This window comes from Vibrio clamense (assembly GCF_050337905.1).
Classification (GTDB): domain Bacteria; phylum Pseudomonadota; class Gammaproteobacteria; order Enterobacterales; family Vibrionaceae; genus Vibrio; species Vibrio cortegadensis.
The window spans coordinates 16,169-33,332 of sequence record NZ_JAKJTJ010000028.1 but is presented as its reverse complement, the minus strand read 5'-3'; the positions used below and the strand labels follow the sequence as shown (position 1 = coordinate 33,332).

Genomic DNA, 17,164 nt, shown 5'->3' with positions numbered 1-17,164 from the left:
CCTGAGTTATAACAAACTCACGAATAAACACTTGAGGTCACAGCAATGAAATTCTCTTATGTAAACCCTACTCTTATCCATTTTGGTCAAGGTCAAATCGAAGCAGTTAAATCTGCCATTCCACAAGACCAAAAAGTTCTCGTGATTTATGGCGGCGGTTCAATCAAAAAGAACGGTGTATACGATCAAGTAACTGAAGCTTTAGAAGGTCACTCATGGGTTGAATTTTCAGGTGTTGAACCTAACCCAACAAAAGAAACACTAGATAAAGCCGTTGCTATCGTTAAAGAGCAAGCGATTGATTACATCCTTGCTGTTGGTGGTGGTTCTGTTATTGATGGTTCTAAATATGTTGCCGCTGCCGCGAAGTACGCTGGTGAAGGCTGGGACATTCTTGAAGGCAAACATAAGGTAACTGAAGCGACTCCTATTGGCGCAATTTTAACTTTGCCTGCAACAGGTTCTGAATCAAACATGGGGGCAGTAATTACTCGTGCAGCGACTCAAGACAAGTTGGCATTCATGGCTCCGGCGGTTCAACCAAAATTTGCAGTTATGGACCCAGATGTAATGAAAACACTACCAGAGCGTCAGTTAGTTAATGGTATTGTTGATGCTTGGGTTCACGTTTGTGAGCAATACATTACTCGCCCAACAGGTGCGATGGTTCAAGATGGCTACGCAGAAACTCTGCTTCGTTCATTAAAAACTCTTGGCGAACAGTATGCTGAGCGTGATAACGACATGTGGCGTGCAAACCTTATGTGGTCAGCAAACCAAGCTCTAAATGGCTTGATTGGTACTGGCGTTCCACAAGATTGGGCAACGCACATGATCGGTCACGAACTTACCGCTCTATGGAAAGTCGATCACGCACGTTCACTTGCTATTGTTCAACCTGCGCTACTACGTAACCAAATTGAAGCAAAACGCGGAAATCTTGAGCAAATGGGTAAAAACGTCTTTGGTCTTGAAGCTAGTGATGATCTAGCTGAGCGTACAATTGTTGAGATTGAAGCTTTCTACCATAGCCTAGAAGTTCCAACAAAATTAACCGATCACGGCGATGATAAAGCATCAGCAATCGAAGCGGTTGTTAGCCAACTTGAATCTCACGGTTACTTACAACTTGGTGAAAACCAAGCCATTACGTTAGAACGTACACGTGAAATTCTAAACGAAGCGGTTCTGTAGTTATTCACATCTATACGGATGTCTTTAAACAAAGCATTGTGAATTTTAGTGACTACGACAAATACAATGCTTAGTTTACATTGATTATTTAAAATCGACGAGATAACACTCGTCGATTTTTTTATTTTCGAAATTCTCATCTGATTTACTCAATCTAACGTCGACATTGATAGAAGCACTTTAATAACACTATCAATAACTTATTTCAGGCTATATACAGATTTCCAAGTGCAAATACCTAATGATATTGTTAAGGTATAACCTATAAGTCTCAAAATAAGTGACCATGCAAATAAAATCAGAAGATATGGTTGAATTTACTCAACTTAATAAGTGGTTTGGCGATTTTCAAGCGTTAAAGTCGATAGACTTCAAGGTTAAGAAAGGTGAAATTGTCGTCATTTGCGGCCCATCAGGCTCAGGAAAATCCACACTAATACGTTGCATCAATCAATTAGAGTCTTATGACTCTGGTGAGTTGATGGTTTTATCTCATCCAGCTGGCTCTAAAGCGATTAAACCCGGTCAAATCGGCATGGTTTTCCAACACTTCCATCTTTTTCCTCACTTGACTGTTCTCGAAAACCTCACGTTAGCACCAATGCGAACTCTAAATTTAAGCAAGCAAGATGCGACAGAGTTAGCTATGGGCTTTCTTAACCGTGTGCACATAGCTGAACAAGCCGATAAATATCCTGCCCAGCTGTCTGGTGGTCAACAGCAAAGGGTCGCCATCGCACGTTCATTATGCATGAAACCAGACCTCTTACTTTTTGATGAACCCACTTCAGCTCTCGATCCTGAAATGATCAATGAAGTCCTTGATGTGATGGTTGAGTTGGCAAAAGAGGGAATCACAATGATCTGTGTAACTCATGAAATGGGTTTCGCAAGACAAGTTGCTGACAAAGTCGTATTTATGGATCAAGGTGAAATATTAGAGACCGCACCACCGGAAGCGCTTTTCTCTTCACCACAGCATCCGAGAACTCAAGCTTTCTTAACTCAAATATTAAGCTATTAGCGGTAACGGAAAACTGATGGTTAAACGTATCTTAGCTCCCGTACTTTCGGCCTTACTGCAAATCACTTTGCTCATTATCGGTATGATGTGGTTACTTGATTCTGGCGCACAAGCAATGGGATACCAATGGCAATGGCAGCGAATACCTGATTACCTTTTCTATTTTGAAGATGGCGAATGGTGGCCAGCAGAATTAATAGAAGGTTTGCTAGTTACACTAAAAATATCAGGGCTTAGCTTAATCGCAACACTGGTTATAGGCATGACTGCTGCCCTATTACGTTTATCTGATTCCATTGTAGGCCGCTGTTTAGCAAAAAGTTACATTGAATTAATACGTAATACTCCTCTGCTTGTGCAAATCTACTTGCTGTACTTTGTCTTTGGACCAGTCATCGGGCTCGACCGATTCTCTACCGCCATTCTCGCTCTAGCGCTATTTCAAGGCGCTTATACCGCAGAGGTATTCAGGGCCGGATTAAACAGTATCCCTCAAGGTCAATTTGAAGCCGCACACTCTCTCGGCTTATCAAAATTATCAACCTACAGGGATATTATCTTACCGCAAATGTTGCAAAAAACACTTCCGCCACTGACGAATGAAGTAGTTTCTCTGGTCAAGAATTCGTCTATCGTCAGCGTCATGGCTATTTTCGATCTCACCACCGAGGCAAGAAATATCGTATCTGAAACAGCACTCCCCTTTGAAATTTGGTTTACTGTTGCTGCAATCTATCTTTTACTGACTTTATCACTATCTGGCATTTCAGCGTGGTTCGAGCATCGACTCGGGGCAAACTGGCGTAGCTCGTAATTGACAAGAAAAAGGAACTCTCAGCATGAAGCTATTTAAAACTGCTATTACAACGCTTTTAGGATTGGCCATTAGCCTACCCACACTCGCCCAAAACAGCGGGACTCCCGATACAACACCTAACCTTGATAAAATCAATCAACGAGGAACGCTGCGTGTCGGTATGTCGACGTTTGTTCCTTGGGCAATGCGTAATAAACAAGGTGAATTGATTGGGTTTGAAATCGACGTAGCCAAAAGGCTTGCAAAAGATTCAGGCTGGAAAGTAGAGTTTGTGCCAACATCGTGGGATGGGATCATACCTGCACTGCTAGCTAAAAAGTTTGATGTGATCATTGGTGGCATGTCGATCACCAGTGAGCGTGAAAAAAGTGTGCTCTTCTCTACCCCCTATTCCCACTCCGGTGTTCAACTTACGGCAAACAAAGAACTTGCAGATGGTTTCAGTCACTTCGATGATTTCAACTCTCGCCGCGTAAAAATCGCAGCTCGTCGCGGTGCTTTTACGGTTCAAGTAGCACGAGAAACTTTCCCTAAAGCAAAAATACTTCAATTTGATGACGATGCTCAAGCATTCCAAGAAGTGCTGAATGGTAATGCGCATGCGGTGATTGCCTCTAGTCCAAAACCTGAGCACGAGACAATTAAACATTCTAACACCTTGTTCCTGCCATTTACTGAACGCTTATCAAAAGGTAATGAAGCCTTTGCGGTACGCCTAGGAGAAAACGATAAAAAAGCGTTCTTTAACCAATGGATTCAAGCACGAACAGAAGATGGATGGTTAAGCGAGCGCTACGAATATTGGTTCTCAACGCTGGATTGGCAAAACCAGATTGCTCAAAAACAGTAACCGCGAAAATAAATATTTTGCGTCTCTAAAAGAGAACATCAAGCGAATTACGCTTATTTAATTATCCAAGACAATGAAAGATAAGGTAGCGCAGTGACAAATTCGAATGAGCTAAAATTACAGGGCTCTTCTAAAACTCATCAACGTCATATCAATAGAACTTCATTTTTGAAGATCAATAAACTTGACGCTATGTTACTGGCTATCTTAGCTTTATTTATCGTATGGATATATTACCGCTCATCTGTAGGTGTTAATTATCATTGGCGTTGGGCTGAAACCTTTGAACTACTGACTACCTCAAGAGCAGACGGTAGCCTTCCCTATTTCTTCCAAGGGTTACTCTCCACACTTCGCCTTACCATTTGGGGGATGGTGCTGGCCTTGCTATTCGGCACGCTCTTAGGTTTAGCTCGCCACTCAAGATCTGTCATATTTAACGCACCAGCAACAGCATTCATTCAATTGGTGAGAAATATTCCACCCTTGGTTTTTGTCTTTATTTTCTATTTCTTTATCTCAAACCAACTCATTCCGTTATTAGGATTAGAAGCCTTATTAAGAGAGCATGATGGGAACATTAACCTGTTACAAGCCACTCTATTTGGCCCCAGTTATTTGTGGGAGAACCTTATCTCAGGTGTGCTTTGTGTTGGTTTGCTCTCATCCGCTTACATTGGAGAGATAGTAAGAGCGGGCTTACAAAATGTTCCGAAGGGGCAATGGGAAGCAGCAGAAACACTTGGGTTATCTCGGTGGTCAAAGTACCGAGATGTTATCGCACCACAAGTTATTACCACCATTACACCACCGCTTGCTGGACAGACGATTTCATTAATTAAAGACAGTTCGATTGTGGCACTGATTTCGATTCAAGAGCTTACCTTTGTAGGTACTGAAATGGCCAACTCATCGGGGTTAATTTTTGAAATTTGGCTCATTGTGGGGCTTGCGTATTTTATTTTGTGCTTCTCACTTTCTCTTATTTTTAGCCGAATAGAGAAAAAGAGTCAGCGCTACTTACAGCGGTAACGATCGATTCAATGATCAGCACCAATGGCTAACTAATATCCCTAAGGAATTGAATTAACCATCGGTGTTTCGCACTATTGCGCTTTACTTGGGTAAATTGGCAATGCGGTCGGCGATATCCACTAAACGATCAAATATGCGTTCACCATCGACACCAATACCGTTGTGTTCATATTCGTTGGTGATCCAAGCCTTCGCATTAGGTATTTTCGCCAAAGTTTCGCGGCTATAATCTAACTCAACATACATATCATCGGCATACACGGCACAAGCCACTGGCACTGTATTTTTCGCCAAGACTTCCGCATCATAAAGTTGAGGCCAATCTTTCTTCGCCGCTAATAACTCTGCCGCAGCCTGCAAGTGAGTTAAAGTAGACAACTGTTCAAACATCCACGGGTAAATCATTTCTCCTGTAAAGCAGAAAGGTTTATCTTCTGAATAGCTGAACTCTATGAACTCATCACGCACACGATGTGCTGACCAATTTGATGAAGAACTCTGACAGTAGATGGATTCGTGCAGAATCGCATAGATTGGGTTGGTTAAATAGCCTTGCTCTTGCTGCATTTGATTCAAAAAGCTATAGCTCAATTCTTGTTTTCCATCGACTTCAACAAACGCAGACTCTAGCGTGTAATACATAGGCAAGCTCGCCCCACTGCGCCCCAAATTAATTCCAATAAGCTGGAACTGTTCGACAGTAAACGGCTGACCATTTGGCAACCTAACATCGTTCGCAAGCAGGTAATTAGCGATTTGCTTACACAATGGTTGTGCTTCAGGGAACTGAGCAAAGAAAGCTTGGTTTTTATCAAGTACCCGCTGATAAGTTGCACGATATACGTCATCAGCATGACGAGATATTGATGGGATCCCCCCTGTAACGTAACAACGTAGCAGACTTTGTGGAAATAGAGATAAATAGGTCAGCGTACAGAACCCACCAAAACTTTGGCCAAGGGTCGCCCATTGTTTAACGCCTAGCTGTTCACGAATCGCTTCAGCGTCACGCACAATATTATCAGCACGGAAATGGGTTAAATACTCAGCTTGTTGAGCGGGTGTTTTGTGCGCAAGAGTTTGGTGACTAATAATCGTACTATTGCCCGTTCCTCGCTGATCCAACAGCAGTACGCGATAATCTTGAAGTGCGCGTTTCAACCAACCTGATTCACCGTTAGGGCGCGGTGAAGGAAAACCTGGGCCACCTTGGAAATAAACTAGCCACGGCAGTTCATGGTTATTCTCATGACTTAACTTCACCACCTCTCTTGCGAAGACTTTAATCTGATCTCCTTGAGGTTGTGTGTAATTAAGGGGTAAATCAAAATGATGCTGACGATATAAGATTTGGCCATCGATGAACTGCTTCTGCACTGTACTTCCCTCACGGTAATCAAGAGTCGTTACTCTAGCAGTAACCTTGACAAATCACAGTAATAAAGCCGCTTAAATCAACGAATTGTGCAGGAAATAAAACAAAAGGCTTTAACTCTCCATCATTGCGTTATGACGAGAAGTTAAAGCCTTCTTTTAGACCTAAGATTTTTACTTGAGTATCTTAGAAGAAATCTATGGAGTGACGACCGCTGTTCGCATCACGATCAACATTCGATTTATCTTGTTTCACGGATTTGCTCTGCTTCGCTTTCTTTCCTTTCGGCTGAGCCGCTTTTTCCGCTTTCTTCTTCTCTTTTCTTGCGGCGCGCTCTGCTTTTTTCGCTACTTCTTCTTTTTCAGCTTGTTGCTTCTTCGCTAATTTTGCTGCTTTTTCGTCCGCTTCTTCCATTACTGGCGCATCACAAACCACAACATAATATTCTTGGTTGAATTCAAAGAAGTCACCATCGTACATTTTACGACGTTTGCGCGTTTCAAGTTCACCATTAACCGCAACATAACCTTCAGAAATAATATGTTTCGCTTCGCCGCCGCCACCAACTAAATTGGCAATTTTAAACACTTTATATAATTCAATAGGTTGGCTTGAAACATCGATGCCAATCGCTTCAATTTCTATCTCTTCACCTTCTTGGTGAAACTCTTCTTCGTACTGTTCTTGGTCCATGGTGACCTCTGTCATAAAACTTTGCAGGCAGTGTAATGCTAAACGCGAGAAATGACCACTTATCCACTATGGTTTGCTCTAGTAAAGCCAAACAAACTTAAAACGCCGCTTAAAACTTAATGAAAAAATATTGAAACCGCCAGCAATCATCGATTCATGGCCGTTTTCACTCTTAGTATCAAGCTTAAAAACTCGACAGATTAACCAACTCTTGAGTGTAACTGTGTTGTGGCGAAGCAAACAGAGACTGCGTGTCACCCTGCTCAATTATCTCCCCATTACGCATCACTATCGTGTAGTGGCACAACGATTTAACGACATTAAGATCATGGCTAATAAACAGATAGGTCAAACCATATTTCTGCTGTAAATTTTTCAGAAGATCCAGTACTTGCGCTTGCACCGTTCGATCCAGTGATGAGGTTGGCTCATCAAGCAAAATAAACTCCGGCTTCAAAATCAGAGCGCGTGCAATGGCAATTCGCTGGCGTTGTCCTCCAGAAAATTCATTGGGATAGCGATGTCGCGTATTCGGATCTAAATCAACCTCTTTCATCACTTCGCAAATCATGGCATCCAGCGTCTTTTCATCATGTTCTTGGTGAACTCGTAACCCTTCTCCGATGACTTGAGCCACTGACATTCTCGGGTTCAGCGCCGAAAATGGATCTTGAAAGACAACCTGCATTCGACTTCGAAATGGCAACATCCCTTTTCTGTCTAACCCTTGCAGTTCACTGCCTTGAAACGATATTGAACCTTCACTTTTCAATAACTTGAGGATAGCCATACCTGTTGTTGATTTACCTGAACCACTCTCTCCAACCAAGCCGATAGAGTGACCTTTACGCAAATCGAAGTGCATATCCGTCACGGCTTTGATATGAGAAACCACTCGTTTGAATATTCCTCCGGTAATGGGGAACCATACTCGTAGCTGGCTTACATCAAGCAAAGATGGTGCATCAACTTCAACATCAACCGGTAAGCCTCGTGGATCAGAGTTAATCAGCTTCTGCGTGTACGGGTGAGAAGGGGCCGTAAAAACGGTTTTGCACTCCCCAATTTCAACCACTTCGCCCTCTTTCATTACCGCCATTCTGTCAGCGATTCGGCGCACAATACTCAAATCGTGGGTGATAAACAGCATTGCCATACCCAACTCTTGTTGCAAGTTTTTAAGTAAATCTAAGATCTGAGCCTGCACCGAAACATCTAATGCGGTGGTCGGTTCATCGGCGATCAAAAGCTCAGGTTCATTGATCAGAGCCATCGCAATCATCACCCGCTGACGCTCTCCGCCCGATAACTCATGCGGGTACGCATTTATTTTTTGCGCTGAGTGACGAATCCCCACTTTATCTAACCAAGAAATCGCCAACTCTTCTGCTTTCTTTGTGCGCATACCACGGTGAATGGCTAATGTTTCAACTAACTGCCTCCCAACCTTATGTAGTGGGTTCAGTGACACCATCGGCTCTTGGAAAATCATCCCGATGCGCCCACCACGAATTCCTCGCAACTGTCGCTCTGAGCAACTCAGAATATCGGTCCCATCAAAAGTAATACTGCCAGATAAGTAGTGAGACGAACCTTTAGGAAGCAATTTTAATACTGAGTTTGCGGTGACCGACTTACCCGAACCACTCTCACCTACGAGCGCGAGCGTCTCCCCTCGCTTTATGCTCAACGAAACGTCGTGTGTCACTTGATCAATACGGTTGTCTCTACCAAACCCAACCGATAGCTTATTAATCGTTAACACCGTTTTTTGAGAATTGTCATTCATCATTTTGATCATCCTTGCTGATGCGGATCAAACGCATCGCGAACGGCTTCACCAACGAAAACCAGCAACGTGAGCATTATAGATAAGATGGCAAAGGCAGAGAGCCCGAGCCATGGTGCCTGTAGGTTCGATTTACCTTGCGCTAATAACTCGCCAAGCGATGGTGAGCCAGCAGGGAGACCAAAACCTAAGAAATCCAAAGAGGTTAACGTCGTGACAGATCCAGACAATATAAAAGGCATCATGGTTAGAGAAGCCACCATTGCGTTAGGTAACATATGGCGCAACATAATCCGCTTATCGTCGACTCCCATCGCCAATGCCGCACGTACGTAATCAAAGTTTCGGCAACGCAAGAATTCCGCTCGAACAATACCCACTAAACTCATCCAGCTAAACAACACCATGATCCCAAGTAACCACCAGAAATTAGGCTCAACAAAGCTCGATAAAATAATCAACAAAAACAGGGTTGGCATGCCAGACCATACTTCAATGAAACGTTGTCCCATTAAGTCAATCCATCCGCCGTAATAGCCTTGTGTCGCCCCTACCACCACGCCAATAACACTTGAAACAATCGTTAGTACAAATCCAAACAGCACTGATATACGAAAACCATAGATGATCCGAGCAAGTACATCTCGCCCTTTATCATCGGTTCCCAACCAGTTTGTCCCATCAGGTGCAGAAGGCACCGCGCTACCAATATCATAATTAATCGTATCGTAGCTAAACCGGATGAGAGGCCAAATGATCGTGCCATTTTCTTCTATCAACTCAATCACATAAGGATCGGTATAGTCGGCTTCTGTTTCAAACTCGCCACCAAATTCGGTTTCGGCATACTGATTCACAATAGGTAAATACCAACCACTGTTATATTCCACCAGCAGAGGTTTATCATTTGCGACCAATTCAGCAAACAAGCTAAAGATGAAGAGTGCAGAGAAAATCCAGAGTGACCAATAGCCGCGACGGTTGGCTTTAAATCGAGCAATTCTTGCCTGTGTTAGAGGGTTTTTAGGTTGTAATAGACCGTATTTTCCAGCTAGAAAACTCATGCTAACGTGCCTCGAAATCGATACGCGGATCGACCCACGTATAAGTCAAATCAGAAATAATACTCAATAGGAGTCCAAGCAGAGTCATTATGTACAAAGAGCTAAAAACTACTGGGTAGTCACGCTGTATGGTCGATTCAAAGCCAAGCAAGCCAATACCTTCAAGTGAAAACATCACTTCAATAAGCATGGAACCGGTAAAGAAAATACTGATGAATGCACTTGGAAATCCGGCAATAATAATCAGCATTGCGTTACGGAAAACGTGCTTATAGAGAATACTGCTCTCATCCAAACCTTTTGCCCGGGCGGTCACTACATATTGCTTGTTGATCTCATCAAGAAATGAGTTTTTGGTGAGCATACTCAATGTGGCAAAACCACCAATCACCATAGCGAAAATAGGCAGTGCTAAATGCCAAAAATAATCGATGATTTGTTGGTACCAGTTGAGCTGTTCAAAATTGCTCGACACTAAGCCACGCAGCGGGAACCAACTAAAATAGTTACCGCTGGCAAACAAGATGATCAAAATAATGGCGAATAAGAAACCGGGAATTGCATAGCCGATGATCACCATAGCACTGGACCAGATATCAAAACGAGATCCGTGATGAATGGCTTTCATAATCCCTAATGGAATCGAGATTAAATAGATAATTAAAGTGCTCCACAACCCCAATGAGATAGAGACAGGAAGCCGGTCTTTAATCAAATCAATGACGTTTCCTCCTTTGAACAAGCTTTGCCCAAAGTTAAAAGTGGCGTAATTTTTCAACATGTCAAAGTAGCGAACATGAATCGGTTTATCGAAACCAAACTGCTTTTTTATCTCTTCAACCACTTCAGGATCTAAACCGCGAGAGCCTTTATACCCAGAAGATGACACCTCATCTCCTGCGCCTAAATCCACCTCTTTACCGCCACCGCTAAAGCGCTCCATGATACCGGAGTTATGTCCTTCCATCTGCGCGATAGCCTGCTCAACAGGCCCACCTGGTGCAATCTGAATGATGAAGAAGTTGATGGTGATGATGGCCCACAATGTCGGCACTACCAGCAGTAGCCTTCGAAATATATACGCTGCCATGAAACTCTCTTTCTATTGACGTTTTTCAGGAAGTTTCGCGGCTTTCTGTTTGGAAACCCACCATGTATCAATCCCTAAATCATATTCAGGCAGTATTTCTGGGCGTTCAAACTTGTCCCAACTGGCCACACGATACTCGCCAACAAACCATTGAGGGATAATGTAGTGATTCCACTGCAAAACTCTATCCAGCGCGCGGCCTAACGATAACAGTTTTTCAGGATCTTCCTGACTGTTTGAAATTTGTTCTGTTAATGCGTCAACAGCAGGATCCATCACACCTGCCGTGTTGTAGGTTGAATCAATAAAATGAGAATTCCAGATAATCATTAAGTTTGAACTTGGGTATGGGTTCGCTGAGTACGTTGATGACACCATGTCAAAATCACGATCGCGTAAACGTTTTATGTACTGAGTGGTATCCACCGTTCGGATTCGCATTTCAATGCCCATCAACTTCATATTTTTCTGAATGGGTGTCGCGATACGTTCTGTGGTCGGGCTATAAATCAAAAACTCGAAAGACAGTGGCTCTCCGGTTTTCTTATTGGTCATCACTTTGTTTTTCAGCTCCCACCCTGCAGCTTTAAGTAACTTAAACGCAGTACGCAATTGTGGACGGATACGACCAGAACCATTCGTCACTGGCGGTTGGTATTCTTGAGTAAACACTTGCGCTGGAATCGAATCTTTTAACGGATTTAAGATCTTTAACTCAGCGTCTGACGGTAAGCCTTTCGCCTCATAATCCGTATTTTGGAAAAAGCTCCGAGTGCGAGAATACTGCCCGTAGAACATGTTTTTATTCATCCACTCAAAATCCATAGCGTAAGTTAACGCTTCTCTCACCTTCGGATCTTTAAACATTTCTCGTTGCGTGTTGAATACAAATGCCTGCGTACTCTCCGGTTTCTGGTGCTGGATCTCCTCTTTTTTTATGAAACCTTTGTCGAAATTCACACCTGTATATGAGTTCGCCCAAAACTTGGCTGAATTCTCTTGGCGAAAATCGAACTCCCCCGCTTTAAACGCTTCTAACATAACCGTGTCATCACGATAATAGTCATACTGTATTTGCTTGAAGTTATTACGCCCAATATTGACGGGAAGATCCGCCGCCCAATAGTCATCTACCAAAGAGTAAGTCACGCTTTGGCCCAGTTTGTAGCCTGTAATTTTATACGCTGAACTACCTACAGGAGGTTCCATGAGCGGTTCATTGAATTTTTTATCTTGCCAAAAGTGTTTAGGCAGTACACGGGTGCCTTGAGCAAAGCTGAACAACTTTTCTCGATTCGGTTCTTCCATTTCAATGCGAACCACCAGATCCGATTTAGCCGCCACCGACTTTATCTGCTTATAGTAAGAGCGATATTGCGGAACACCTTCACTCATGAATTTATCGAAGGTGAACGCCACATCGTGGGCAGTGATCGGCTGTCCATCATGGAATTTCGCTTTGGGATTAATCTCAATTTCCATCCAAGTATAATCGTCGGAGTAGCGAACTTTAGAGGTGATCAGTGGATAGTAGGCGTCGATTTCATCGGCAGGAGAAAACATCAAGGTATCGTACAATTCACCACTCTTTGCCGCCGCAACACCACGCGAGGCAAAACGGTTGAAGTTGTCATAAGTACCAACTTGACCATAAGTGACATTGCCATATTTAGGGGCGTTGGGATTAACGTATTCGAAATGGCTAAATTCCGCTGGATATTTTGCCACGCCAAAACCAACAAGTTGCGTGGTTTCGATAATGTTTGCGGCAAAAACGGTTGAACTCAGAATGCTGACAGCAGCGCCGACAATAAAACGATTCCACTTTACCATGTATTTCTCCCTACTCTCTTAACGATATCCATTGCGCACTTTTATTGTTTGTCTTTTATGAGAACGAAAAATTTCATGCGTAATTTAAGTATAGAGAAAATATAAGGCTATGTAATAATTAATAAAATGCTAGCCCATATCTTCGGCTCTTATTGAGTCTTTAATCACATAAAGCCTTTACGCATAAGCCTTGATTGCGTTTTTATCATGCAACGCGGCTTCTATTTGAGTGTTTTTTAGGCAGCCATATTTGCAGATATAAGTCATTTTACGAGCATGAACTCTTTTCAATTTTATAAGATCAATGACTAAACATGGTTTTTAAACCAAAAATGCCGTATGTTGCAAAATGTTACGAAAATTGCCTTTTATTTCATCTGACCCATGCTAAGGAAATTCAATGAGTTCTAGCTTACTTTTGGCATTCATCCCGACCTTCTTCTTTGTCTCCATTACTCCGGGAATGTGTATGACCCTTGCGCTTAGCTTGGGCATGAGTGTTGGTTATAAGCGAACCTTATGGATGATGATTGGCGAATTAGCAGGCGTCGCCGTAGTCTCCATTGCTGCGGTGCTCGGTATTGCTGCGGTGATGCTCAATTACCCTTGGCTGTTTACTGGATTTAAGATCCTAGGGGCTAGTTACCTATTCTATTTGGGCATTCAAATGTGGCGCTCTAAGGGGAAACTCGCGATCAGTGCTGATACCCAAAATGTTAAAGTGGGTAAAGATTGGGATCTGGTGGTTCAAGGGTTTGTCACCGCTATCGCCAATCCAAAAGGCTGGGCATTTATGATCTCGCTGCTTCCGCCATTTATCAACAATGAAGCGCCACTAGTACCGCAACTGTCGATTCTTGTCTCTATTATCTTAGTTTCTGAATTTGTGTGCATGACACTCTACGCCACTGGTGGAAAAGGGTTAAAGCGTGTGCTTGGTCATTCAGAAAATGTACGAGTGATGAACCGAATTTCGGGTAGCTTAATGATGGGTGTGGGGATCTGGCTTTTTGTGAGTTAATTGATTAAATAATTATTTATGTGATGAATGGGTCATTTAGGCTCATTCTCTCTCTGCATTGAGTCTAAGTAGTGGTGCAAAGGTGATAAATACGTATAATTCTTATTATCAATCACTTATAAGCTCTTTTATGAAACCACTATTTTTACTGGCTCTTTCGCTATTTATTGCTCAATCTGCTCATGCTGAAACTCAAGTAATCAAACAAGTTTTTGATATCGAAACTACTGACTTTGATGCCATGTATCAATTCATCCCTGACTATGTCGAAATTGAAGTGGGTGAAAAAGTTCGTTTTGAAGGTTCGGTTGGTTCTCATACCGCGCACAGCATAAAAGGCATGATCCCTGAAGGGGTAAAACCCATCACTATCGCCTACTCCGATGTATCTGAAGTGACGTTCGATAAGCCCGGCGTTTATGGTATTAAATGTAAGGTTCACCACCGATACGGCATGGTTGCTCTGATTGTTGTCGGTGATCCTAGCGGTAATATTGTTCAAGCTCGTGAGGCTGCGAAGAAACGCGTTAGCCGCCGTGCACAAGATAAAATGCAGGCAATGCTGGATAAAGCTGAAAAGAAAATTCCTTAATTCAGACACAAAAAAGGTGGCCTCACCACAAGGCCACCAATGACACTCTTTCCCGATGTTATCTCTTCACTACCTAAACCTCGTCATTACCTAAACAATGTTTCTAGGCGCAAATGAGAAAGAACGGAATTCAGACTTATATTTGGACTCACCCAGTTTCTTGATCTTCGCGACGCCCATTTTGTAGTTATAGTTACCGCTAATTTGGTCTACCACTCTTGTGGTTAATGAATTAGAAGGTTGACGCATATCGATCATATTTGCGTACAACGCCCCTTTCTTCACTGCTGGAGTCACAATAGCGACAGCCGTCACCGCAGCCTTGTCTAGCTTGATATGCCCATTTTCCATCAATTTGCTGAACTGGAAATCATCTCCATGCACGCCAAGAATGGTATCTTTAAAGTTCGCAACACGATCTGAATACATCATCACTTGGTCGCCCGATTCAATGCCGCGAGCTTTCGCATCTTCTGGGTTAATTTCGACCCAGTTTTCTGGCCAACGCTGAATAACGTAAGCACGACGCTCTACATCATCAAACCCTGATTGCCAGATTTCATTGATACGTCCATTAGAGAACCACAACTCATCCTCTTTCGGTTGAAGCCATGCATAGAAGTCACTAAATAGATCCCATGGGTGTTTCTGAATATTCACCTTACCTGTCTGGCTATTAAAGCCCGTAAGCTGTTTCTTCAGAACGTTCGCACCTTGAGGCCCATTCGCTAACCCTTTTTCAGCCAGCGTATCTAAGGTCATTTCTGTATCATGCAGGCGTTTTGTTCCAACCAATTTCTTCGTATCGTAATTATAGAAAACAGGTCCTTGGATCCCCTCGGTTCCATATTCACGTAACTTCTCATGCAATGTTTTTCCTTCAGCATGAGCGGCGACTTTGATCATATTGAAATCTTTACGACTACCGCGACTGAAACGCGATGCCTCTTCTGCCACATCATTAGAATTCTGCCAGTCGAAACCGTCATAACCCATACGATTAGCCAGTTGAGAAATGATCCACCAATCTGGTTGTGCTTGCCCCGGAGCATCGGCAAATTTTTGATAAAGACGCAAGCGACGCTCACCATTCGCTCGCATGAAGTCCACTTCGCCCCACGTTGCCGCAGGAAAAACGATGTCGGCAAATTTAGCGCCAATGGGATCTCGCAAGTAGATATCTTGGTTAATCACCACCATGCCGCCTGAGTCTGCACGTTTTTTCAGCGTGTCGATGATCTCTTGCTTATCGTATGAGTAAACCTGATGCGGGTTCGCTGTCGTCAATTCCCAGAATTTCTTCTGAAGACCTTGGCTACCACACATCGCTTGGATCCATGTCGTACCGATAACATGAGCGAAACGAGTGTGACCAGAATAGAGGTAACGGTCTGTATCGATGGCTCTACGGCGACGGCCCGGTACTTTCTCAGGCGATTTATTTCTCGGTAATTTACCCCCCGACTGACCACCACGTTGGTGCCCACCAAATCGTCCAACCACTTGACCTTCACGACCACCAGCACCCACAACCGTTGCAAGGGTAGAGATCGCATTTGTATTACCAGTGTTATTTGACCAGTAGAACCCTTTTTCGATACCAATCGAAGTTTTAGGACGAACCCCATTCACTGGCTTGGCTAACATCTCTGCCGCTTTGTAAATCTTGTCGACATCAATACCTGCCATTTTCGCAGCGTAGATAGGATCGTACTCTTTCTGTTCTAAATTCCATTTCTTATAGCCTTCAAAGCCATCAGTTTGGAATTTGCCCCAAGTGGTTCGCCACTGCCAAGGCGTATTACGCGTACCTTGTCCAAAGCCCGAACTGGTTTCCCACTTATTGTTCACCCATTTATTAATCCACTCGCTGTCTTCCCAACCGTTCTCAATGATCACACGAAGAATCGCACCGACGACTAAGTTGTCTGAGCCTGGGTTCAGATCAATATGCAACCCGCCCTGCTTCTTCAACCAAGCAATACCAGCGGTTTCACGTGGGTTAAGGATCACGGTTTTCATACCGCGCTGAACGGCAGGCATAATGAACTGAGTGAAAATAATGGTTTTGGTTTCGTAAGGGTCAGTACCACAAATCATTAAGGTATCAGCCGCGCCCCAATCATCATAACTTGGACCGAAGTTATCAAAACCCGCGTCTCTAAAGCCTGGGGTTGAGGTGACATCCGATGGCGTATCATGGAACGAGAAGTTAGCGGTATTGACGTGGCGCAGCGCATACTTGGTGATGGCGTAGGTATTCTCAATATACTGATAAGAATACGTTTTTACGCCATAAGCATTGGTACCATGAGTGTCGATAACATGACGCCCGACTTCGGCTGCAATGTCCAGCGCAAAGTCCCAAGGAACGGGTTGTAAACTGCCTCCAATTCGAACCAATGGTTGAGTTAAGCGGTCACGAGTTCCGGTTGATGGGTTATACAGTTTCTGCGCGAGTAGCCCGCCACGCATGGAAGAGTCACCGGTTTTATTTACCACCTTACTGTCTTTGTCAGGCACCACCACGATATTATGTGGCTTACCATCATGCATAATCACGTTGTGCTGAGCTGGTGCGACCCAAGCTTGTAAAGGCGCACTTGGAAAATCAATGCCAAACGCATTTTCACTCGCTTTCATGCCGCCATTTGCTTGCTCTAACGGCCAGCGATAAACGTTGTAGCCACACGCTACAATGCAGTAATCACATGCGGTTGTTATTTTCTCTGCATTTTTCGGCGGTAGCGGTGCATGGTCTTCTGGTATATAAAAATTAGTCGTCAT

Annotated in this window: 14 protein-coding genes; 7 read left to right on the top strand and 7 right to left on the bottom strand. The window is 43.5% G+C overall.

The genetic code is table 11. The features are described from left to right. The first annotated feature begins 45 nt into the window (after window positions 1–45). From L4C39_RS15895 to L4C39_RS15875, 5 genes are all read left to right on the top strand, one after another. Window positions 46–1,194 carry an iron-containing alcohol dehydrogenase gene (locus tag L4C39_RS15895; protein WP_017053138.1) on the top strand — a complete coding sequence of 383 codons (1,149 nt, stop codon included), beginning with the start codon at window positions 46–48 and terminating at the stop codon, window positions 1,192–1,194. Between the two features lie 307 nt (window positions 1,195–1,501). Beyond that, window positions 1,502–2,218: an amino acid ABC transporter ATP-binding protein gene (locus L4C39_RS15890; RefSeq protein ID WP_029203433.1), complete on the top strand. Its 717-nt coding sequence runs from the start codon at window positions 1,502–1,504 to the stop codon at window positions 2,216–2,218. 16 nt (window positions 2,219–2,234) lie between these two features. Further along, a complete protein-coding gene (locus L4C39_RS15885) occupies window positions 2,235–3,032 on the top strand; it encodes an amino acid ABC transporter permease (RefSeq protein ID WP_017053140.1) in 798 nt (265 codons plus the stop codon). 25 nt (window positions 3,033–3,057) lie between these two features. Beyond that, the gene (locus tag L4C39_RS15880; protein ID WP_429746856.1) at window positions 3,058–3,885 is read left to right on the top strand and encodes a transporter substrate-binding domain-containing protein; all 828 of its coding nucleotides are present in this window, start codon (window positions 3,058–3,060) and stop codon (window positions 3,883–3,885) included. 192 nt (window positions 3,886–4,077) lie between these two features. Continuing rightward, window positions 4,078–4,917: an amino acid ABC transporter permease gene (locus L4C39_RS15875; protein ID WP_429746942.1), complete on the top strand. Its 840-nt coding sequence runs from the start codon at window positions 4,078–4,080 to the stop codon at window positions 4,915–4,917. A gap of 84 nt (window positions 4,918–5,001) precedes the next feature. On the opposite strand, the gene L4C39_RS15870 is transcribed toward L4C39_RS15875, so the two are convergent. The 6 genes from L4C39_RS15870 to L4C39_RS15845 all read right to left on the bottom strand — a co-directional run bounded on the left by L4C39_RS15870 (window position 5,002) and on the right by L4C39_RS15845 (window position 12,764). Then, entirely contained in the window at window positions 5,002–6,297 is a 1,296-nt protein-coding gene (locus L4C39_RS15870; protein ID WP_429746854.1) for an alpha/beta fold hydrolase, read from the bottom strand. A gap of 184 nt (window positions 6,298–6,481) precedes the next feature. After that, entirely contained in the window at window positions 6,482–6,988 is a 507-nt protein-coding gene (locus L4C39_RS15865; protein ID WP_136995741.1) for an RNA-binding S4 domain-containing protein, read from the bottom strand. 184 nt (window positions 6,989–7,172) lie between these two features. Beyond that, entirely contained in the window at window positions 7,173–8,780 is a 1,608-nt protein-coding gene (locus tag L4C39_RS15860) for an ABC transporter ATP-binding protein (RefSeq protein ID WP_429746852.1), read from the bottom strand. 5 nt (window positions 8,781–8,785) lie between these two features. Then, window positions 8,786–9,841 (bottom strand): ABC transporter permease, encoded by a 1,056-nt coding sequence (locus tag L4C39_RS15855; RefSeq protein WP_429746850.1) that lies wholly within the window; start codon window positions 9,839–9,841, stop codon window positions 8,786–8,788. A 1-nt stretch (window position 9,842) separates the two neighbouring features. Further along, a complete protein-coding gene (locus tag L4C39_RS15850; protein WP_113797841.1) occupies window positions 9,843–10,931 on the bottom strand; it encodes a microcin C ABC transporter permease YejB in 1,089 nt (362 codons plus the stop codon). A gap of 12 nt (window positions 10,932–10,943) precedes the next feature. After that, entirely contained in the window at window positions 10,944–12,764 is a 1,821-nt protein-coding gene (locus L4C39_RS15845) for an extracellular solute-binding protein (protein ID WP_429746848.1), read from the bottom strand. Window positions 12,765–13,164: 400 nt separating this feature from the next. Here L4C39_RS15845 and L4C39_RS15840 point away from each other — a divergent pair, with 400 nt between their 5' ends. Then, a complete protein-coding gene (locus L4C39_RS15840) occupies window positions 13,165–13,785 on the top strand; it encodes a LysE family translocator (RefSeq protein WP_017053149.1) in 621 nt (206 codons plus the stop codon). A gap of 130 nt (window positions 13,786–13,915) precedes the next feature. Next, window positions 13,916–14,377, top strand: a complete 462-nt coding sequence (locus L4C39_RS15835; RefSeq protein WP_113797837.1) for a plastocyanin/azurin family copper-binding protein — start codon at window positions 13,916–13,918, stop codon at window positions 14,375–14,377. Window positions 14,378–14,467: 90 nt separating this feature from the next. Here the strand turns inward: L4C39_RS15835 and L4C39_RS15830 are convergent, their stop codons facing one another. Further along, window positions 14,468–17,164 (bottom strand): arsenate reductase (azurin) large subunit, encoded by a 2,697-nt coding sequence (locus L4C39_RS15830; RefSeq protein ID WP_017053151.1) that lies wholly within the window; start codon window positions 17,162–17,164, stop codon window positions 14,468–14,470.

What these genes read in the sequence shown, in the direction of transcription:
- L4C39_RS15855 (WP_429746850.1), bottom strand. Translation starts at nt 9,841, where the DNA reads ATGAGTTTTCTAGCTGGAAAATACGGTCTATTACAACCTAAAAACCCT.
- L4C39_RS15840 (WP_017053149.1), top strand. Translation starts at nt 13,165, where the DNA reads ATGAGTTCTAGCTTACTTTTGGCATTCATCCCGACCTTCTTCTTTGTC.
- L4C39_RS15835 (WP_113797837.1), top strand. Translation starts at nt 13,916, where the DNA reads ATGAAACCACTATTTTTACTGGCTCTTTCGCTATTTATTGCTCAATCT.
- L4C39_RS15890 (WP_029203433.1), top strand. Translation starts at nt 1,502, where the DNA reads ATGGTTGAATTTACTCAACTTAATAAGTGGTTTGGCGATTTTCAAGCG.
- L4C39_RS15860 (WP_429746852.1), bottom strand. Translation starts at nt 8,780, where the DNA reads ATGATGAATGACAATTCTCAAAAAACGGTGTTAACGATTAATAAGCTA.
- L4C39_RS15850 (WP_113797841.1), bottom strand. Translation starts at nt 10,931, where the DNA reads ATGGCAGCGTATATATTTCGAAGGCTACTGCTGGTAGTGCCGACATTG.
- L4C39_RS15865 (WP_136995741.1), bottom strand. Translation starts at nt 6,988, where the DNA reads ATGGACCAAGAACAGTACGAAGAAGAGTTTCACCAAGAAGGTGAAGAG.
- L4C39_RS15845 (WP_429746848.1), bottom strand. Translation starts at nt 12,764, where the DNA reads ATGGTAAAGTGGAATCGTTTTATTGTCGGCGCTGCTGTCAGCATTCTG.
- L4C39_RS15895 (WP_017053138.1), top strand. Translation starts at nt 46, where the DNA reads ATGAAATTCTCTTATGTAAACCCTACTCTTATCCATTTTGGTCAAGGT.
- L4C39_RS15880 (WP_429746856.1), top strand. Translation starts at nt 3,058, where the DNA reads ATGAAGCTATTTAAAACTGCTATTACAACGCTTTTAGGATTGGCCATT.
- L4C39_RS15830 (WP_017053151.1), bottom strand. Translation starts at nt 17,164, where the DNA reads ATGACGACTAATTTTTATATACCAGAAGACCATGCACCGCTACCGCCG.
- L4C39_RS15875 (WP_429746942.1), top strand. Translation starts at nt 4,078, where the DNA reads ATGTTACTGGCTATCTTAGCTTTATTTATCGTATGGATATATTACCGC.
- L4C39_RS15885 (WP_017053140.1), top strand. Translation starts at nt 2,235, where the DNA reads ATGGTTAAACGTATCTTAGCTCCCGTACTTTCGGCCTTACTGCAAATC.